Annotated in this window: 14 protein-coding genes and 1 tRNA gene; 8 read left to right on the top strand and 7 right to left on the bottom strand. The window is 59.5% G+C overall.

Annotated features, from left to right (window positions below):
• Nucleotides 1–16: 16 nt before the first annotated feature.
• From uvrB to pyk, 3 genes are all read left to right on the top strand, one after another.
• Nucleotides 17–2,128, top strand: coding sequence for an excinuclease ABC subunit UvrB (uvrB, locus tag K315_RS0104195; protein WP_029576324.1), 2,112 nt, complete (start codon nt 17–19; stop codon nt 2,126–2,128).
• Between the two features lie 288 nt (nt 2,129–2,416).
• The gene (locus tag K315_RS0104190; protein WP_029576323.1) at nt 2,417–3,424 is read left to right on the top strand and encodes a TerC family protein; all 1,008 of its coding nucleotides are present in this window, start codon (nt 2,417–2,419) and stop codon (nt 3,422–3,424) included.
• A 214-nt stretch (nt 3,425–3,638) separates the two neighbouring features.
• Nucleotides 3,639–5,081: a pyruvate kinase gene (gene pyk / locus K315_RS0104185; RefSeq protein ID WP_029576322.1), complete on the top strand. Its 1,443-nt coding sequence runs from the start codon at nt 3,639–3,641 to the stop codon at nt 5,079–5,081.
• A 218-nt stretch (nt 5,082–5,299) separates the two neighbouring features.
• Here the strand turns inward: pyk and K315_RS0104180 are convergent, their stop codons facing one another.
• The 6 genes from K315_RS0104180 to K315_RS0104155 all read right to left on the bottom strand — a co-directional run bounded on the left by K315_RS0104180 (nt 5,300) and on the right by K315_RS0104155 (nt 11,132).
• Nucleotides 5,300–5,965: an NUDIX domain-containing protein gene (locus tag K315_RS0104180; protein WP_029576321.1), complete on the bottom strand. Its 666-nt coding sequence runs from the start codon at nt 5,963–5,965 to the stop codon at nt 5,300–5,302.
• 285 nt (nt 5,966–6,250) lie between these two features.
• Nucleotides 6,251–7,420 (bottom strand): ABC transporter ATP-binding protein, encoded by a 1,170-nt coding sequence (locus K315_RS0104175; protein ID WP_238556442.1) that lies wholly within the window; start codon nt 7,418–7,420, stop codon nt 6,251–6,253.
• A gap of 25 nt (nt 7,421–7,445) precedes the next feature.
• On the bottom strand, nt 7,446–8,372 hold the full coding sequence (locus K315_RS0104170; protein ID WP_029576319.1) for an ABC transporter permease: 927 nt from the start codon (nt 8,370–8,372) through the stop codon (nt 7,446–7,448).
• Nucleotides 8,363–9,322: an ABC transporter permease gene (locus K315_RS0104165; RefSeq protein WP_029576318.1), complete on the bottom strand. Its 960-nt coding sequence runs from the start codon at nt 9,320–9,322 to the stop codon at nt 8,363–8,365. Before K315_RS0104165 ends, K315_RS0104170 begins: the two co-directional genes overlap by 10 nt.
• Before the next feature lie 153 nt (nt 9,323–9,475).
• Nucleotides 9,476–10,630, bottom strand: coding sequence for an ABC transporter substrate-binding protein (locus K315_RS0104160; protein ID WP_029576317.1), 1,155 nt, complete (start codon nt 10,628–10,630; stop codon nt 9,476–9,478).
• A gap of 428 nt (nt 10,631–11,058) precedes the next feature.
• Nucleotides 11,059–11,132, bottom strand: a tRNA-Leu gene (locus K315_RS0104155).
• Between the two features lie 289 nt (nt 11,133–11,421).
• Here K315_RS0104155 and K315_RS0104150 point away from each other — a divergent pair.
• The 5 genes from K315_RS0104150 to glgX all read left to right on the top strand — a co-directional run bounded on the left by K315_RS0104150 (nt 11,422) and on the right by glgX (nt 19,329).
• A complete protein-coding gene (locus K315_RS0104150) occupies nt 11,422–12,222 on the top strand; it encodes an ANTAR domain-containing response regulator (RefSeq protein ID WP_029576316.1) in 801 nt (266 codons plus the stop codon).
• Nucleotides 12,212–15,277, top strand: a complete 3,066-nt coding sequence (gene polA / locus K315_RS0104145; RefSeq protein ID WP_044085840.1) for a DNA polymerase I — start codon at nt 12,212–12,214, stop codon at nt 15,275–15,277. Before K315_RS0104150 ends, polA begins: the two co-directional genes overlap by 11 nt.
• 122 nt (nt 15,278–15,399) lie before the next feature.
• Nucleotides 15,400–16,287, top strand: coding sequence for a Nif3-like dinuclear metal center hexameric protein (locus K315_RS0104140; RefSeq protein ID WP_029576314.1), 888 nt, complete (start codon nt 15,400–15,402; stop codon nt 16,285–16,287).
• Between the two features lie 90 nt (nt 16,288–16,377).
• A complete protein-coding gene (locus tag K315_RS0104135; RefSeq protein WP_029576313.1) occupies nt 16,378–17,076 on the top strand; it encodes an NUDIX hydrolase in 699 nt (232 codons plus the stop codon).
• Between the two features lie 111 nt (nt 17,077–17,187).
• Nucleotides 17,188–19,329, top strand: coding sequence for a glycogen debranching protein GlgX (gene glgX / locus K315_RS0104130; protein WP_029576312.1), 2,142 nt, complete (start codon nt 17,188–17,190; stop codon nt 19,327–19,329).
• Between the two features lie 126 nt (nt 19,330–19,455).
• Here the strand turns inward: glgX and K315_RS0104125 are convergent, their stop codons facing one another.
• The gene (locus K315_RS0104125; RefSeq protein ID WP_029576311.1) at nt 19,456–20,796 is read right to left on the bottom strand and encodes a hypothetical protein; all 1,341 of its coding nucleotides are present in this window, start codon (nt 20,794–20,796) and stop codon (nt 19,456–19,458) included.
• Nucleotides 20,797–20,831: the final 35 nt, after the last annotated feature.

Below are 20,831 nucleotides of genomic sequence, written 5' to 3'. Positions count from 1 at the left end.
TCAATGGGAGGACGATATGGGCATTTCCATCGAACGCACAGACAAGCCGTTTGTCGTCAAGGCTCCCTACAAGCCTTCTGGGGATCAACCCCAGGCCATCAAGGAGCTCGCCGAGCGGATCAACAATGGTGAGAACGATGTCGTGCTCATGGGTGCGACCGGCACCGGTAAAACCGCGACTGTTGCTTGGCTTATCGAGAAACTGCAGCGGCCGACCTTGATTCTCGAACCCAACAAGACCTTGGCGGCGCAGCTGTGCGCCGAATTCCGCGAGCTCATGCCCGACAACGCCGTGAGTTACTTCGTGTCCTACTACGACTATTACCAGCCGGAGGCTTACATCCCTCAAACGGACACCTATATCGAGAAGGATTCCAATATCAACGACGACGTCGAGCGTCTGCGCCACGCCGCCACCGCGAACCTGCTCACCCGTCGCGATTGCGTGGTCGTCGCTACGGTGTCGTGCATTTACGGCTTGGGTACTCCCGAGGAATACGCGGGTCGCATGCTGTTCCTGAAGGAGGGTCAGCAGATCAATCGTGACACGCTGTTGCGCAAATTCGTTGACATGCAATACAAGCGCAACGACATCGCCTTCACGCGCGGCACCTTCCGCGTGCGCGGCGATACCGTGGAGATCATCCCCGTGTATGAAGAGCTGGCCATCCGCATCGAGTTCTTCGGCGACGAAATCGACCGGATCTCCACCCTCCACCCGATTACCGGGGACGTCATCGACCATGCCAGTCAGGTGCATATCTTCCCGGCTTCGCACTATGTCGCCGGCCCCGAGCGCATGGAACGCGCGCTGCACACTATCAAGGAGGAACTCGACCAACGCGTCGCCGAGTTACGCAAACAGGGCAAGGAACTGGAAGCGCAACGCCTGACCATGCGCACGACCTACGATTTGGAAATGCTGACCCAGGTGGGCACATGCGCCGGCGTTGAGAATTATTCACGGCATTTCGACGGTCGTGAGCCGGGCACCCCGCCGCATACCTTGTTGGATTTCTTCCCGGACGATTTCCTGCTCGTCATCGACGAGTCCCACGTTACCGTCCCGCAGATCGGGGCCATGTACGAAGGGGACGCCAGCCGCAAACGCACGCTGGTCGAGCATGGCTTCCGTCTGCCTTCGGCGATGGATAACCGTCCGCTCAAATGGGACGAATTCCTTCAGCGAGTCGGACAGACCGTCTATCTGTCGGCGACCCCGGGTGATTACGAGCTCGGGCTCTCCGACGGCGTGGTCGAACAGATCATCCGCCCCACCGGCCTGCTGGATCCGAAAATCGAGGTCAGGCCGGTCGAAGGGCAGATCGACGACCTGCTCGCCGAAATCAAGGATCGCGTAGCCAAGAACGAGCGTGCGCTGGTCACGACACTCACCAAGAAGATGGCAGAAGACCTGACCGATTACCTGCTCGACAAAGGCATCAAAGTCGAATATCTGCATTCCGATGTCGACACGCTGAGGCGCGTCGAGCTCCTGCGCGAGTTGCGCGAAGGCAAGATTGACGTGATTGTCGGCATCAACTTGCTGCGCGAGGGGCTTGATCTGCCAGAGGTTTCGTTGGTGGCGATATTGGATGCCGACAAGGAAGGATTCCTGCGGTCCTATCGTTCGCTGATTCAGACCATCGGCCGCGCCGCGCGAAATGTGTCGGGAACGGTCATCATGTACGCCGATGAAGTTACGGATGCCATGAACAAGGCGATTACGGAGACCGAAAGGCGGCGCGCCAAGCAGATCGCCTATAACAAGGAGCATCATATCGACCCCAAGCCGTTGATCAAGAAGATCAGCGACGTCAACGACATGATCGCCAAGGAGGATGTTGATACGCAGAGCCTGCTCGAAGGCGGGTATCGCAACGCCGGGAAAGCCGGCAATTCTCATCTCGGTGTGCTCAATGTCGATCAGGACGAGATCGAGAAACGGCATGAGGAAATCCTCAAAGCCGGGCTTCCGGCGCAGGATTTGGCCGATCTCATCCGTCAGATGAGCGAACAGATGCACACCGCCGCGGAACAACTCCAGTTCGAACTTGCCGCGCGGTTGCGCGATGAGATCCGCGACCTGAAAAAGGAACTTCGCCATATGACGCAGGCCCAGCAGTAGCGTAGTGCGGTCCGCAATCAGGCCGCAAGGCCGTCGCGGGAGTGTATTTCGGCGAGATGGTGCAGAAATAGCGTAGACCGGTTCTACAACCAGACGGCTTGCGCAACCAAGCGTCGGGAAAATCGGGAAAAGTAGAGGGCGTGCCGGCTGAAACCGCAAAACTGGCCCCCATAGACGTCGCAGGGCGCCGTGCTTGTGGTGCCAAGCCTCATAGACAAAGCAATGCGTCGCGACCGTTCTGACAGCTGCATCGATGGTGCGTCAGCCGTTCTTTCTATGCTTGTTCCTATGGCAGAAACTCCGGTAGCATTCATGATCGCGACCTTCGCCGTTCTCGCGGTATTCGTCGTCGTAGACCTGTTCATCATCGGCCGCAGGCCCCACGTGCCCTCGACCAAGGAATGTGTGCAACATATCGCGTTCTTCGTCGTGGCGGCCTTGATTTTCGGTGGCATCATCTGGGCTGTCGCCGGATCGAAGCCGGCTGTCGAGTTCTATTCCGGGTGGATGACCGAATACTCGCTCAGCATCGATAATCTCTTCGTCTTCGTCATCATCATGTCGAATTTCGCGGTTCCCAAGGAGCTGCAGAAATATGTCTTGAGCGTGGGCATCACCGTCGCCCTGGTGCTGCGCGGCATCTTCATTCTCGTTGGTGCGGCGATCATCCAGCGGTTCACATGGGTGTTCTTCCTGTTCGGCGCCTTCCTCATCGTCACCGCCCTCAAACTGGTCACCGGGCACGACGATGACGAGGAATACCATGAAAACGGCATAATCCGCGCGCTGCGTAAAGTCATGAAAATCGCCGACGAATACGATGGCGAAAAATTGCGTACTGTCAAGAACGGACAACGGTTCTGGACACCGATGCTCATCGTGTTCCTGACCATCGGCACTACGGACGTCATGTTCGCTTTCGATTCAATCCCCGCGATTTTCGGTCTGACCAAAGACCCGTTCATCGTGTTCACCTCGAACGTGTTCGCCCTGCTGGGCTTGCAGCAGCTGTACTTCCTGCTCGGCAAACTGCTCGACAAACTCGTCTACCTTCCCGTCGGCCTGTCCATTGTGCTTGGATTCATCGGCATCAAGCTCATCATGGAGGCGCTGTCGGGCAATTCGCTACCGTTCATCAACAGCGGACACCCGGTGTCATGGGTGCCGGAAGTACCGACTTGGCTGTCCTTGCTCGTGATCGTGCTCGCATTGGGTGGTTCCGCTGTGGCCAGCGTACTCAAGATGAAGCAGGAGGATCGCAAGGAACAGGCGCAGCAGGTTTCAGACGGCGCCTGATGTAACGGTTCGTAGGCTCCCGACCCTGTCCAGATTGCCCGGCGGCGACACGCGGACATATCGACGGTGAACGCGACATGAAGCTGATGTGAGCGTTCACAACACAGTTGCCTGAATGGTTGGCGCATGGTGGGGGAACCGAGTAGACTAGCACACGGAAACAGGATTCTCACCTGTTCGATAGAAAAGTAAGTTGAAACAGAGGCAGGTATTCATGCGTAAAGCAAAGATCGTCGACACGATCGGTCCAGCCACCGAGTCCCTCGAAGGCATCACCAAGCTCGTCGAAGCCGGTATGGACGTCGCGCGTCTCAACCGCTCCCACGGCACCCCTGAGGATCACCTCAAGGTCTACAACAACGTGCGTGCGGCTTCCAAGGCGACCGGCCGCAACGTCGCTGCGCTGGTTGACCTGCAGGGTCCGAAGATTCGCTGCGGTTGGTTCAAGAAGAACGCCGAAGGCGAAGACAAGGTCGAGCTGACCGAGGGCCAGGAATTCATCATCACCACCGACGACGTCGAGGGCGACGAGCACATCACCTCCACCACGTTCAAAGGTCTGCCGGGCGATTGCCATCCTGGCGACCCGATTCTCATCGATGACGGCAAGGTTCGTCTCGAGGTCACCAAGGTCGAGGGCAACAACGTGTACACCAAGGTTGTTGTGGCCGGCCCGGTTTCCAGCCACAAGGGCATCAACCTCCCGGGCGTCGCAGTTTCCCTGCCTGCTCTGACCGAGAAGGACGAAGCCGATCTGCGCTGGGCAATTCGCACTGGCGCCGACATCATCGCCATGTCCTTCGTGCGTTTCGCGACCGATATCGATCGCGCCCACGAAATCATGGATGAGGAAGGCCGTCGCATCCCGATCGTCGCGAAGATCGAGAAGCCGCAGGCTGTGGCGAACCTCGAAGACATCGTCAAGGCCTTCGACGGCATCATGGTCGCCCGTGGTGATATGGCCGTCGAAATGCCGTTCGAAGAGGTCCCGCTGGTCACTAAGCGCTGCATCGAGCTGGCTCGCCAGTATGCCAAGCCGGTCATCGTGGCCACCGAAGTGCTCGGTTCCATGGTGCATTCCCCGGTTCCGTCCCGTGCTGAGGCTTCCGATTGCGCGAACGCCGTGCTTGACGGCGCTGACGCGACCATGACCTCCAACGAGACCGCCGTCGGCGAGTACCCGACCGAGACTGTCAAGACCATGTCCCGCATCTCAGGTTACGCCACCGAGCACGGCTTCGACCGTATCCCGGCACTGAAGAACCTGGATATGTCTAACAGCGGTGCTGTGTCCTCCGCGGCTGTTGACCTGGCTGAGAAGGTCAACGCGAAGGCCATCGTGGCCTACACCCAGACCGGTAACACCGTGCATCGCGTGTCCCGCGAACGCCCGGCTGCTCCGATCTACGGCCTGACCACCAACGAGCACACCTACCACTGGCTGGCTCTGAGCTGGGGCACCGAAGCGTTCCTGCTCGATGAGGACTACCACGACAAGAACCGCAGCGACCTCATGGTGTTCACCGACAAGGTCTTGCGTGCCGCGGGCAAGGTCGCTGATGGCGATCGTATCGTCGTGCTGAGCTCCGCACAGGGCGAGCATCGTCCGGGCAGCACCGATTCCATCTACGTGCACACCGTCGGCGCTTGCGACTGAGCCACCTGCTGCGATGAGCAGCGCTGTGCGGGGTTGGCGCATCCCAACCCTCGCATGATTCATACTGCGCGATTCGATGATTCGGATTGCATGGTCGTTGATGACAAGATTGCAAACGCAATTGGCCTCCCACACATTGCATGTGGGAGGCCAATTGCGTTTGCTGCGCACTTCAGTAGTGCGGTTGTTGGCGTGGGCAGCACCACCGGGATTTGCGTTTACTTGGCTTTGCGTTCCGCGCGTGCCTTGGCAATGCGCTGAATCAGACGCGGATGGGCGCCCGCATGCTCCGCTTCCTCCGCCGCAAGATGCTCGCGCAGCCGCATGACGGCGATGATTGTCTTCGCGTCGATGATTGTGCCGTTGAGGATCATATCCGAGGCTTCCTCGGGGGTGACGAGACGGACGTCTGGGCGAGGGGTCTCCGGACCGAGTTCCCCGCGTTCGACGGCGGTCAGACCCGTCGCGAAGAACACCGCGGTATGCTGTGTGGAAAAGCTCGGCGTATTGATGAAACGCACGACCTGCACCAGCTCCTTGGCCTCATACCCGGCCTCCTCGCGCAGCTTGCGTACGGCGACATCATGCGGACGCTCGTTGGAATCCAAGGCGTGGCCGGCCGGTATTTCCAAGGTCCAGCGATGCGTAGGCAGGCGGTACTGCTCGACCAAGGGGATGCGGCCGTCATCAGTCAGTCCGATGACACCGACCGTGTCGCCGTTGTTCTCTTCGACGATGAAGCGTTCAAAATGCCCAACTTTTGAGGAATCGAAAGATACCTGGTCCACATTGAAATAGTGGCTTTGCATGATTTGCCGGCGAGATTCCTCTTTGACTGGGGCAGGACGCCATGGATCGAACTTGCGGAAGGTTGTCTCACTCATTGTTCCTCCTTGATAACCGCTCAAAACAGCTCGGAGCGGTGGGTGTATCAGCTCTCATTCTACGCCGTTGAGGTGTGCTGTCACTGGGCATGTCCGCCTTCCTGGAGGATTCGGCTTGCGGCGAACTCGGACTCGGCGGCTTGCATTTGTTCCTTTCTCCGGGTACGCCGAGACACGACAGCGTGCACCCAGAAAGCTGTTGGGCGCGCTGCCGGGCCTCGGTCCGTTGGCGTGTGCGTGAGACTGCCGACTTCACGCCCTGTTGTTACATATGTGTTTTCGTCATCACACGGCGAGCGCAGGTACCGGCTGCGGTGCGACCAGCACAGTCGAGCCGGTGTGCAGCGAAGGAGGCAGCTCGCCGGCAGGCAACTGGATGGTCAACGGTGTGCCGCTGCCGGCGAGCACCGCATCCACACGGACGAGAGCGCCCAGGAAGTGGATAACGTTGACCCGCGCCTCGATGCCGTTGATACCCTCACGATCCGCTTTTGGAGCATCCTCTTCGGAACCGACGGCAATCAACGCGATGTTCTCAGGGCGTACAAGCACGGTGACATCCCCGGTACGCGATCCTTTGAGCAGGGGGATGCGCTGGCCGAAGACTTCGGCTTGCGCGCCGTCGGAATGGCCGGGCAGACGATTGGTCAGGCCGATGAAGGTCGCTACGTATTCGGTTGCCGGCTCACGGTACAGCGTCACCGGGTCGGCGATCTGCTCGATACGCCCGTGATTCATCACGCCAATCCGATCGGCGATCGCGAGAGCCTCTTCCTGGTCATGGGTGACGAACACTGTCGTTGTTCCGGCTTCTATCTGGATGCGCCGGATTTCGTCACGCAGCTGGACGCGCACTTTCGCATCGAGGGCGGATAGCGGTTCATCGAGCAGCAGCACCTTCGGATTGATGGCCAGTGCGCGGGCGAGCGCGACACGCTGCTGTTGCCCGCCGGACATCTGTTGCGTGTACTTGGCCGCCTGATCGGCAAGGCCGACCAGGTCGAGCTTCTCCATCGCCCGGCGCCGACGTTCCTCGCTGCCGACACCGCGGATTTCCAAACCGAATTCCACGTTTTCCAACGCGCTCATATGCGGGAACAACGAGTATGCCTGGAATACCATGGCCATACCACGTTTGTTGGCAGGAACCGCCGTCATATCTTGACCGCCGACGAGAATACGTCCGCGTTGGATGTCCTCCAGACCGGCGAGGGAACGCAGTGCGGTCGATTTGCCGCAGCCGGAGCCGCCGAGCAGCACGACCATTTCACCCGGCTTGACTTCGAGGTTGAAATCGTCGAGTGCTTTGGAGCTTGAACCGGGATAGATCTTGTCGATGCCGATCATCTGCACGCCGCCGCCACGATTCGTGGATTGCGCGAGTACGGCTTGTGCGGCTCGGGTGACGCTGCCTGAATCGGCGGTGTCTGATGACGCATCAGTATGGGATGTCATGGTGTTGCCTTGTGTCAAGGACATATCAGTGTTCCTCCTTGGAACGGCGCATCGCGTCGGAGATGAGGTCGAGCGAGACGAGCAGTAGCACGCCGAAGAACAGCGCGAGCAGCGACATCGCCGTGGAAATCTGGGAATTGGACTGTCCCAGCTGGTACAGGGCGACTTGCAGGTTCATGCGTCCGAGCAGCGAGGCCACGGTGTATTCGCCGAGTATTACGGAAATGGAGATGAATGTGGCCGACAGGATGGACTGCCACAAGTTGGGCATGAGCACGCGGAAGAACACGCGCGGCCATGAGGCGCCAAGCGAGCGCGCCGCTTCACACAACGTGAGCACGTCAATCGAGTTGAGTCCGACGGCGATGGCGCGGAACGCGTACGGCATCACGAGGATTGCGTAGGCGAAGCACAGCCAGATCGGGTTGGTGCTCAGTACGTCGGCGGAAAGCCAGCGGTAAATGGGTCCAAGCCCGACGACAAGCACGATGGCAGGGATGGTCAGGGGGAGTGTGGCCACCCATTCAATCACCCGTTCCATGCGGCGGGAACGGATGTGCGCGATCACCATGACCGGTACGAGCAGCAACAGCATGATAATGACGGTCACCACGCACAGTGCCAGCGACGTGCCCAAGCCGGACCAGAGGGTGGACAGGTCCGCGCCCAGCGAGCTGCCGTCGCCCGTGAAGATGGCCTTCCACGGGTCGAGACTCCAGCGTCCGGTTAGCGGATGCCGCATCGTGAAAATCAGCATGCACAGCAGCGGGACGCCGAGGAACAGCAGCGTGACAGCGAGAATGGCCGTTTTGATGATGCGCTGTTTGTGCACGCGCATGGCGCGCAATTGTGGTGGCATGCCGGATTGTTGGGAAACTGCCGTGGTCGGCGTTGTTGCTGTTGCTGAAGCTGTGGCCGCATCTTGTACGGCTGTGATGGTGTTCACTGCCATCGTCCTGCCCTCTTTTCCACGGCGTGGCTGAGCATCATCACCAACGCCACGACGACGATCATCGCGAAGGCGAGCACCTGCGCGAATCCTTGCTGATTCGGATCCATCTCGTTGCGCATCGCGCCCTGAATCATCAAGGGCACGAGGATGGAGCGCTGCGAGAACAGGGCCGCGGCTGTGGCGTACGCGGAGAATGCGTTGGCGAACAGCAACAGCAGCGCGGAAATGAACCGAGGAGTCAAGATCGGTCCTGCAGCGCGCGTCCAATACTGCCATGTCGTGCCGCCGAGATTCTCGGTCGCTTCCCGCCATTGCGGACGGATTGAATCAACCGCCGGCAGAAAGATGATAATCATCAGCGGAATCTGGAAATAGCAATAGATGGTGATCAATCCGGGAAGCGTGCTCAGCCAGTTCGGGTTCACCGTCTGGCCGGTCAGCTGGCGAATCAGCATGGTGCACACGCCGTTGATACCGATGGTTGAGATGAACGCGAAGGCGAGCATCACCCCGCCGAATTGCGCGAGCACCGATGATACGGCGGATACCACGCGGCGCAACAGGCCGTTTGGCTTGGCGCCGATGGTCAGGGCGTATGAAGCTGCGGCGCCCGCCACGGCTCCGATGAGCGCCGAGAGCGCGGAGACGAGCAGTGATGTGGCGAATGCAGATACGGTGTTCGCTTCAAAGAGTTTGCTGAAGTTCGCGAGGGTAAAGCCGCCGTTCGATGTGCGGAACGCTCCGACGATGACGATCACGGTCGGTGCGAGCAGGAAGCATACAGTGTATGCGAAAAACGGGATGGACACCGCGAACGTGCCCAGCTGTTTGCGATGGCGGGCTGCGACGGACAGATGTTGTGATGCGGAAGGTCCCGCCGGTGCCGGGTCACGCGTGGTGCCGGCGGCGCCGAAGTCTGCTGGGCGTTGCGGTTGGATTGCTGCAGTCATTGAGGACATGCGCTTTCTCGAGGGAATACATTCGTGTGGTTCATTGGGGTGCAATACATGAAAGCGTCACAACCACGGTTGCGGCCTACAGCGGCAGGGGAATGCTCCAGCCTGCCGCGTCTGCCGGTCGGTGATGTGACGCCTTGAAAATCATCAGTTGCCGATTGCCGAATCCCAGTTGTTCTGGAGCCAGGTGGTGATGCGGGTGGAATCGGAATTAGTGTAGGTGATCGGGTCGCCTTCGATGGTGGTGGCGGACTTCAACGCGGTCTTGTCAACGGTGCCGGCCTTCTCCATCGCGTCAAGCAGCACCGGGTTGGCGCCGCCCTTGAGCCACAGGTTCTGTGCGTCGGCGGTGTAGAGGAACTCCTCCCACAGACGGGCCGCAGCCGGGTGCGGGGCGTCCACGTTAATGGCCTGGTTGTAGTAGCTGACCACCTGGGCATCCTTGAAGGTCTTGTACTTCCAGGTGACGCCCTTCTTCTTCAGGCTGCTCTGGTAGGAAGCCTGGTTGTAGGTCCAGTCGAACACGACACCGGTCTGGCCGGAATCGATGGTGCCGTCGGTCACGTCGATGGTGGTGAGGTTGCCGGCTTCCTTGAGCTTCTTGAAGAAGTCAAGGCCGGGCTGCAGGTTCTTAATCGTACCGCCGGACAGCTGGTTGGCCATGACGAATCCGTTGAAGGCGGCACCTGCCTCGGCGGGCTTGCCGTTCAGGGCGACCGTTCCAGCGAACTTAGAGTCGAGCAGATCGTCCAGTGAGCTGATGTCGCCGTACTTGTCGGCGTTCCAGCCGATGGACATGATGCCGGTGTAATCGGCGTAGTACTTGCCGTCGGCGTCTTTGACGGAATCGGGAATGTCGTCCCACGCCTGCACCTTGTACGGTGCGAACTGCTCGGTGTTGGTCGATGCGACCGCGAGACCGAGGTCATAGACGTCGGGCGCGGCGTCCGTGCCCTTATTCGTCTTGCCGGCGTCGATTTCCTCCTTGGAAGAGGCGTTCGGGTTGAGCTCGGTGATCTTGATCTTCGGATACTTCTTCTTGAACGCTGCGATGACTTCGCCGTAATCAGACCAGTCGTGCGGCAGGGCGATGACGTTGAGCGCGCCTTCCTTCTCGGCAGCGGCGACCAGGTCGTCCATCGTGCCGAAATCCTTGAGCGAAGTCGCCTTCGCGGATTTCTCATTGACCGTCACGGCCTTGCCTGACGACGCAGACGAGGACGAGGAGGAGCCGCATGCCGCCATGGACAGGGCGAGGACCGCCGCCATGGGGATGGCGAGTGCCTTACGCAGGGAAATCATATGTACCAGTCTTTCCTGAGATTGATTTCATTCGTTGGTTGTTGTGTCTGTATGGACAGAAGGCACTATATGCGTGCGGATTGAAGCGGGATTGACGTTGACATGAATCTTCGGTGGAGTATGGTGTCGCGAAATTGAACTCATGATGAATCGCGATTGCGTGGCGGAATGTTGAGGCCAGCCAGCACGCCGTTGAATATAGTTCTCTGCTTCTGCCGACGCCGAGACACCTTTGAGCGTCGGTAGAAGGTTAGGGGACACGCAGCGACTCGCGCGTTGATCAACCCTCGTTGCCGGTTACAATCTCACGAACTGGTGACGCTGGGAGGGCGATTTGCGTAGACAGTTTGTGTGGAATGGCGGTCACGGCACGAAAAATGAGTAGACAGCCAAAACGAAGAAACCCGCCGTTCAGGCGGGTTGATGGGTGCCCCCGGTGGGACTCGAACCCACACTGCGCAGATTTTGAGGCTGCTTCCTCTACCAATTGGGATACAGGGGCATACTTCGTGCTCGAAGCAACAAAATAACAGTGTACCACATATTTGCGAGTGACACGAACATTTCAGCAATCGGACGATTCCATGCTTGATATTTGTCATACATCGTTTGACAACGCCCGAATTCGGCGTCGGAACCTTTGTCTTGACCTTGTCTGCTGGTATCATCGCTAACAGAATGACGGCAGATCGTGCCTGCGGTGTGGGTCCGCACAGAAGGGCATGGATCGGTCTCGGTGTCGGTGCGGCGCGTGTCAGCGTGCCTGCCGGATGATTAGGAAAGAGGCAGGGATGACTGCGAAGAACGAGACGGGACAGGCACAGCCGGATACCCCGGTGCTGACGGAGGATGAGCTCAAGGCAGTCGCCGCCGGCGAGCCGGTCGTGCCGCAGGATGAGCAGGACGGTGACGCTCGCGGGGACGAGCATCGCAAGCGCACCGTTGTGGTCGCTGAGGACGAATCCGTCAACCGTATGGATTTGGTCGCCATTCTCGAAGACAACGGTTATGAGGTCGTCGGTGAAGCCGCAAACGGTGAGGAAGCGGTCGAGCTGACGCGCAAGTATCGTCCGGACGTCGTTTGCATGGACGTCAAGATGCCGCGTATGGACGGCATCACCGCAGCTGGCGTCATCTGCGACGAAAATATCGCCCCTGTGGTCATGCTCACTGCGTTCTCGCAGCCTGATTTGGTCAAGCAGGCAACCGGTGCCGGCGCCATGGCGTACGTGACCAAGCCGTATGAGGAATCCAAGCTGTTGCCGGCTCTCGAAGTCGCCATGGGTCGTTTCCAGGAAATCAACGACCTGCTTGACAATGTCGAACGCAGTGAAAACGAGCTCAACGAGACCCGCGACCAGCTGCGTGACGCCGAGGAGAAGCTGAAGAAGGCGCAGGAATCCTTGGAAGAGCGCAAGCTCGTCGACCGTGCCAAGGGGCTGCTCATGGACAAGGCGGACTTCTCTGAGCAGGGCGCCTTCCGCTGGATCCAGAAGACGTCGATGGATCAGCGCATCCCGAAGAAGCGTCTCGCCATGGCGATTATCGCGAAGTACGGCGATCAGAAGCCGGATGCCGACGATGAGCGATAACTCCCAAGCTCAAAACGCTCAACAAGGTGCCGCGGAGAAGGATTTCCGCGGCACCTTGCTCGTCGTGGACGGACACTCGCTCGCGTTCCGCGCGTATTTCGCCCTTCCCGTCGAGAACTTCTCTACCGCGAGCGGTCAGGCGACGAACGCGGTCTGGGGCTTCGCCAAGATGCTCGCGCAGGTCATCGAGACCGAGCACCCCGATAAACTCGCCGTCGCGTTCGATGTCAAAGGCGGTACGTTCCGCAATGATCTGCTGCCGCAATACAAAGGCACGCGCGAAGCGGCACCGGAGGATTTGCTGTCCCAGCTGCCGCTGATTCAGGAGATGCTCGCCGCGCTCGGTGTCATCTACATCGAAAAGCCCGGGTTTGAAGGCGATGACATCATCGGCACTCTGGCGACCATGGGCGAACGCGAACAGTACCGCACCCTCGTGCTCTCCGGCGACCGCGATGCATTCCAGCTCGTGGACGATGTGATTACTGTTCTGTACCCGGGCCACCATTTCAAAGACCTCAAGCATATGACCCCGCAGGCGGTGGAGGAGAAGTACCACGTCACCCCGCAGCAGTACCCCGATTTGGCGGCCCTGCGCGGCGAGACCGCGGACAATATCCCCGGCGTACCCGGCGTGGGTGACGGTTATGCGGCCAAATGGATCGGCCAATACGGCTCGCTCCAAGGCATCATCGAACACGCTGGCGAAATCGGCGGTAAAAAAGGCCAGGCCCTGCGCGACAATCTCGATCAGGTCAAACTCAACCGCAAAGTCAACGCGTTGGTGCGCGACCTTGATCTCGGTGTCGGCATGGACGACTTTGATTTCGGACCGATGAATCGCGAGCAGCTGTCAGCCTTGTTCTCGAAGCTTGAATTCGGTGTCCGCACACGCAATCTGGTCGTCAAGGCGTTCAGCGGCGGCAACAGCGCGTCGGCAGCGCTGCCCGACTCCTCCAAGACCGCCTCTGCTGACACCGACGAGCGTCCCGGCGAATCAGTCAGTCTTGTCAGGGATTGTCCGGCAAGCCGGATACGGGACTGGGCGCAGCGGTATCAGGCGCAGCACGCCGCCAACACCGACGCGACAACCCTCGCCGAACGCGAACAATCGAAGACAGTAGCGGTCGCCCCGGCCCAATCCGCGGCCAAGCCAGCGCCAGCCACTGCCGGTACGCCCGCTTCTCCGGAAGCTTCTTCCTCTTCCGACACGCCTGACAGTGACCCCCACGAATCAACGGAGCGCCGGAGCGAACCGGAAAAGACCGCAACATCAAGCATCGTCATCGACCATCACGCCGTGAGTGCCCCGAAAGTCGCCCAAGGCTGGGTGCTGTACGCTGACGGCGATCCGAAACCCGGCGCTCCACACTGCACGGGTGTGGCCTTGCTGGCAGGTGACGGGGCGTTGGCGTTCACCCCGCCGCTTGAACCGGATGTGGCTGCCGCAATCCAGACTTTCATCGATGGCAACCACGACACGATGATCGTCCACGGGTACAAAGAGCATCTGCACCTTCTGGAAAGCATCGGCATTCATCTGCGTCGGCCTGCATTTGACACCAAACTCGCCTGTTATCTGGTGCTTCCCGACTATCATCCCGACTCCCTTGAGCAGGCTGCGGTCCGGTTCGCGGACATCCACCTTGACCAGCCGGAACGCCCGGCTCAAGGCCAGCTTGCCCTTGACGGCCTGGATGATTCAGGTGCGGCCCAATCACAGGATGATGCGACGATCACCGCGAAACTGGCTACCGTCAGGGAGCTTGCGGTACGGTTGTCCGCCACGTTGGACGAGCGCGAGCAATACGGGCTGTTGCGTTCGCTCGAATTGCCGGTTTCCGAGGTACTTCACAGGATGGAGGACGCGGGAGCGTGCGTCGATCAGACGCGTCTGGTGGCCATGCGCGACCAGTTTGCCGCCGATGCCGCACAAGCCCAGGAAATCGCATGGCGTGCAGCCGGCAGCGAAGTGAACCTGCAAAGCCCCAAGCAGTTGAGCAGCGTACTGTTCGACAAACTCGGCCTGCGGCCGCTGCGCAAGACCAAATCCGGCCAGTACAAGACGGATGCGGCGACATTGACCGCCTTGTACGCGCAATCGGCGAACGGCAATGAGCAGGCGAACGATTTCCTGGGAGCGCTGCTGCGTCACCGGGAAACCAACAAGCTCAAGCAGATTGTCCAGACCTTGATCGATGCGACCAACCCCCATGACAGCCGTATCCACACGACTTTCGAGCAGACGGTCGCGGCTACGGGACGCTTGAGTTCGGTCGACCCGAACCTGCAGAACATCCCCAACCGCAATGCGATGGGGCGGGAGATCCGTTCAGCGTTCGTTCCCGGGCCGGGATTCTCGTCATTGCTCAGCTGCGACTATTCGCAGGTCGAGTTGCGCATTATGGCTGATTTGTCAGGGGATGAGGCGCTGATTGAAGCGTTCCGTTCCGGGGCTGATTTCCATAAGTATGTGGCCAGCTTGGTGTATCAGGTTCCGGTGGACGACATCACGCCGGACCAGCGCAGCCACGTCAAGGCGATGAGTTACGGCCTGGCATACGGTTTGAGCACGTATGGTCTCGCGCAGCAGCTGCATATCAGCCCCGCGGAGGCCGACGTGCTCAAAGAGAAGTATTTCGCTACCTTCGGCAAAGTCCATGACTATCTCGAGTCGTTGGTCAGCAACGCGCGGAAGGTCGGGTACACCGAGACCTTGTTCGGCCGGCGCAGATACTTCCCGGGATTGTCCAGCTCCAATGCAAGGGCGAGAAATGCCGCTGAACGCGCCGCACTCAACGCGCCCATCCAAGGGTCGGCGGCGGACATCATGAAAATCGCGATGATCCGCGCCGATCATGCCTTGAGGGATGCCGGCGTGGCAAGCAGAATCATCCTGCAGATTCACGACGAACTCGTGGTGGAAATCGCGCCCGGCGAGGAGGAACAGGTCTCTGCACTGGTCAGCGACGCGATGGAACATGCCGTGACCCTGGCGGTGCCGCTTGACGTGTCGGTTGGTATCGGCGCTGATTGGCAGCTTGCCGCCCATTAGCTCCCTGCATGGCGGGACCTCGTAAGAGGAGACATGAGGACCATGCCAACAGACGTATCGAGTTGAACTGGTGCCGTCAACGGTGATTTTGTGTTAACGGCACCGGTGGAAAGCGAGGACGAATGCCGAATCTGCAAACCGTTGTGGACGCTTTGGAGACCTTGTATCCGCTGCGATACGCGGAATCGTGGGACGCGCCGGGACTGATTGTCGGCGATTTGGACGCCCCGGTCACCCGCATCGCCTTTGCGGCGGATCCGACGCATACGGTCATCGATCAGGCGCTCGCATGGCATGCCGACCTGCTGGTCACCCATCATCCGCTGTTCTTCCGCGCGGTGCACGAGACCTCCGGATCTGGCGCGCATGGTGCGATTGTCAGCGAACTGTACCGCCACGGTTGCGCGCTGTGGGTGGGACATACCAATGCCGACGCCGCCTACCGTGGTGTGGGACAGGCGGCCGCCGACGCATTCGGACTGCAAGACCAGCGGCCACTGGAGCCGATTGATGATCCGCAATCACCGCACGCGGTCGGTATCGGGCGTGTCGGCCGGTTACCCCAACCGATGCCATTGCGTGATTTCGCACGGATTGTGGCCCGCGAGCTGCCGCACACCGAATACGGTATCCAAGTCGCCGGCGAGCTTGATGCACCGGTGTCCACGGTCGCCGTGCTGCCGGGTTCCGGCGATTCGATGTTCGACGTGGTCCGTGCCAGCGGGGCGGACGTGTATGTGACCAGCGATTTGCGCCATCATCCGGCCACGGATGCGCTTGAACAGGCGCGCTGGGAGGCGTCGCTTCGCCGGCAGGGCCTGCATGCGGGCAGTGGGGACGGCCATATGCGCCCGGCGCTCATCAACACCCCGCATTCGGCGATTGAATCCTTGTGGTTCAGGTATGCGTTGGATGACGTCCCTGCGGCGGTTGAAACGCGGTCCGGCGAGCGTCCCGAAGTCACATGGATTGATACGCGCACCGACCCGTGGGATCTGGTGATTCGCTGAACCGTCCCGGCCAAGAGTCAGGCTCAGCATCAGGCTCATCAGACCATGCATACGATCCGCCCGTGCATGGGCAGATAGGAGAACACGGACATGACGCAAGATTCAGCTCACAGCGGGCAGACCCGCAATACGCCGCTCCTGTCTCATGATGCTCAGAGCGAACTCGACGCGAAGCATCTGCTCGACCGTTCGTCGGACGGCGTCGATATGAACGGTTCCGTCCGCGAAATCAGCCGCAAGACAGTGTTCGAAGGCCCGATTTTCGCCATCGACGATATCGTTCTCGATCTGCCAACAACCGATGGCGGCACCGCGCGAATCCGCAGACAGCTGATCCGACACGCCCCATGCGTGGTCATGCTGGTGCACGACGTGCCGGGCGACCGCTACCTCATCGAACGCGAATACCGAGTCGGTTCCAACCGTTTCGCCTACGGCTTGCCGGCAGGCCTGATGGACGCGGGCGAGAACCCCGAGCAGGCCGCTCTGCGTGAGCTGTCCGAGGAAACCGGCACCGTGCCTGACAACCTGTCCGCCGTCCGCTTCGACCATGTCGGGGCGTACTACTCGTCCGAAGGCATGACCGACGAGCTCGCCAATATCATGGTCATCCACCTTGACCGTTGGCATACCGAAGACCGGCATTTTGACGCCGACGAGCATGTCGAATCGGCGTGGGTCTCCTGGCAACAGCTGCTGGACACGCCCGTGACTGAATCCAACGCCATCATCGCCATCCAGCATGAGATGCTGCGCCGCACCAAGCATATGGGCGATACCGTCGCGTAAACCTATCGGGCGGAACCGTTCGGGCGGCACCAATCAAAGGCACGCCAGCCGAGAAACACACGGCGGGCAAGCCTGCGAACATGAAGCGGCAAAACGTGAGATACTGGAATCATGCAAATCAGACCTGGTTCCATGTTTCCGCTCGGAGCAAGCTATGATGGCGCGGGCGTGAATTTCGCATTGTTCTCGCAGGTGGCAGACAAAGTCGAACTGTGCCTGTTCGATGAGAACGACCATGAGACACGCGTTGAGATGACCGAGAAGAACTCATACGTGTGGCACAACTATCTTCCCGGCATCCAGCCAGGGCAACGCTACGGGTATCGCGTCTACGGACCGTATGATCCCGAGCACGGTTTGCGGTGCAACCCGCACAAGCTGCTCCTGGACCCGTATGCCAAGGCGATTGAAGGCAACATCGACGGTGATGAGAGCCTGTACTCGTACTGGTTCCGCAGCCCGGACGACACGCATGACATGAACACGCTCGATTCGGCCGCCCACACGATGAAAGCTGCGGTTATCAACCCGTACTTCGATTGGGGCAATGACCAGCATCCGTTCATCCCGTACCACGATTCGGTGATCTACGAGGCGCATGTGCGCGGAATGACCAACCTCAACACGAGAGTGCCCCCGGATATCCGCGGCACCTACGCTGGGCTGGCGTACCCGGGCGTAATCGAATATCTCAAGAAGCTCGGAGTCACCGCCATTGAGCTCATGCCGATCCACCAGTTCGTCAACGATTCGTTCCTGCAGGAAAAAGGCCTGAGCAACTACTGGGGGTACAACACCATCGGCTTCTTCGCGCCGCAGAACTCCTACTCCAGCTCAGGCGAGCGCGGCGAGCAGGTCAACGAGTTCAAATCGATGGTCAAGGCATACCATCATGCCGGCATGGAAGTCATTCTCGACGTCGTCTATAACCATACTGCCGAAGGCAACAATTACGGACCGACTCTGAGCTTCCGCGGCATCGACAACAAGGCCTACTACCGTCTCGTGGACAACGACCAGCGCCACTACTTCGACACCACCGGTACCGGCAACTCGCTGCTTATGCGCTCGCCGTACGCGCTGCGACTGATTACCGACAGCCTGCGCTACTGGGTCACGGAAATGCATGTCGACGGGTTCCGTTTCGATTTGGCCGCGACGCTCGCGCGCCAGTTCCAGGAAGTCGATAAGCTGTCGGCGTTCTTCGACATCGTCGAACAGGATCCGGTCATCTCGCGGGTCAAGCTGATCGCCGAACCGTGGGATTTGGGTTCGGGCGGTTATCAGGTCGGCGGCTTCCCATCCAGCTGGTCGGAATGGAACGGCCGATACCGCGATTGTGTTCGCGATTTCTGGCGTTCGCAGCCTTCGACCTTGCCGGAATTCGCCAGCCGATTGATGGGCAGCTCAGATCTCTATGAGCAGAACGGGCGCAGACCGGTCGCGTCAGTGAATTTCATCACCGCGCATGACGGCTTCACCATGAACGATCTGGTCAGCTACAACAACAAGCACAATGAGGCGAACGGCGAAGGCAATCGCGACGGCGAAAGCAACAACCGTTCCTGGAACTGCGGTGTCGAAGGCCCGACGAGCATCCGTGACGTCAACGAACTGCGTGAACGGCAGATGCGCAACATGTTCGCAACCCTCCTGGTCAGCCAAGGCATTCCGATGATCTGCGGCGGTGACGAGGTCGCGCGCACGCAGCAGGGAAACAACAACGCGTATTGCCAGGACAACGAGATCTCGTGGACCAATTGGGATCTCAACGATTCCCAGAGGGATTTGCTGCGGTTCGTCAGCAAGATGATCCATCTGCGGCTCGACCATCCGGTGCTGCACCGCCGCCGCTTCTTCACGGGGCGTACGCCGGGCGATGACGAGAATACGATACCGCAGGTCGAATGGTTCGACCATCTCGGGCGGATCATGGATATGGATGATTGGCAGAACACGCATGCCTCGTCGATGATGGTGTACCTCAACGGCAAGGATATTCCCGAGAGCGACTGGTACGGCAACCAGATGGTCGACAACAATTTCATCCTGATTTTCAACGCCCACTACGAGCCGATCATGTTCACGCTGCCTGACGAGAAATACGGGCAGAAGTGGCAGCTGGTCGTCGATACCTATAATCCCAAGGGACCGGAATTGAGCTATGAGGCCGGGTTCGACATCACCGCGCAATCGCGTAGCTTCCTACTGCTCATGAGCGTGGATGATACCGGCAAGGAGGAGCTGTTCTGAAGGAACTGCTATGAACGCGCGGTTGTTCAGGGATTTCCGATGATTGTCCGGCGATCGCAGTGATTGACTGGACCACACAAACTGGTCGGTACTGCCGACCGCCGAGTGTCGTGCTGCTGTGCCCGATTACTGATCGGATGCGAGCCGCGACTCCAGCGACGAATCAACCGGTTTCGTCTCGATTGTCGAGCGATGCCGGGAAGGCAACCAGCGCAACCAATGGTGGCGACCGGATTTCGAATGATGGTCGTCGGTGGCGCCTGAACCGGCTGTCTTGGCAGCTTCCACATCGTCTTTGGATGCTCTCGTCACCGGCACGTTGACCGGAATCGGCACGGTCCGCATCGCATCAGCGTCGTTGCCGCTTGCGGCGACATCATACTGGGCGTGCAGAAGCTGGGCCTGGACACGGTCGGTTTCAATCGCCGCAATCTGCCTGGTGAACACCACGAACCATCCGAGGAAGAGCAGTCCGGCGAACGCCTCGACATTCGTCAGCGTATTCTCGCCTTCCAACCAGATGATGCCGGTATAAGCGCACACGACAATCGCGAGATCAGAGATTACATACACCGCTTTCGACAGCTGCGGCGCCAACCACGGCAGGGCGAGCATCAGAATACCCATGACTCCGGGCAGACTACGTGCGAACACGTTGTGCAACACCGGATGCGGGGTGTAACGGAACATGCCGATGCCGAAGAACTCGATACCGGCGAGCGTGAGCAGAATCCCGAGAATGACGGTGCGCGGAATGAAATGGGGGATAGGGCCCGAACCCAGTTTTGTCTCGTCGCCATGCCAGCGCAGACGTTGCCGGTAATTCGCCACGAGCTCGGAGATGGCGAAGTAGCTGATGATGATGATGCAAATGCCGCCGAGCATGAGTGTGGAATTGAACATACGGGCCGCGAACGTGGTGCGGTCGCCCAGCTGGGAGAAATTGTTATTCGCCCAATACGGGTCATCACTGGTCGAGCCCGCGGTGCTGACACCTGCGATGATGAAGAACGGCAGCAGGGACGCCAGGGTTTTCGCGTTCATGAGCTCCGCCTGAACGAAAGTCAGATAGCCGACGATTCCTGAGGATGCGGCGCAGATTGCAGGCAGGTACCCGGTCATCGTCTTGCCCATGAGCGAATTAATCATGTCGAGGAACATGAACGACGTGAGGAATATCGTCGATCCGTACACAACCGATAATGCGAGCACCTCAAACAGACGCCGGACGACGAGATACCAATGGTGTTTCTCTCGCAACGACCTGGAGAAATGCGTATACCCGATGATGAACGAAACGACGGCGCATCCCGCGGCGATACCTGAGCATGCGGTGAATGTGCGCTGGGTCAGCTGCCAGATTGCGGGCGCGTAGGCGCGGAACATGGTCATCGCGAAGTACCCGATGACCGCGCAGACGACACAGGAAATCAGCCCCGACGATTCAGCCCGCTGGTTACGTCCCACGTCGTTCTCCTCTCATTGCCTTGCAGCAGCCATTG

Source organism: Bifidobacterium thermacidophilum subsp. thermacidophilum DSM 15837, assembly GCF_000426425.1.
GTDB classification, from domain to species: domain Bacteria; phylum Actinomycetota; class Actinomycetes; order Actinomycetales; family Bifidobacteriaceae; genus Bifidobacterium; species Bifidobacterium thermacidophilum.
The sequence above is the reverse complement of the archived record's forward strand: the minus strand, read 5'-3'. Positions and strand labels throughout refer to the sequence as shown.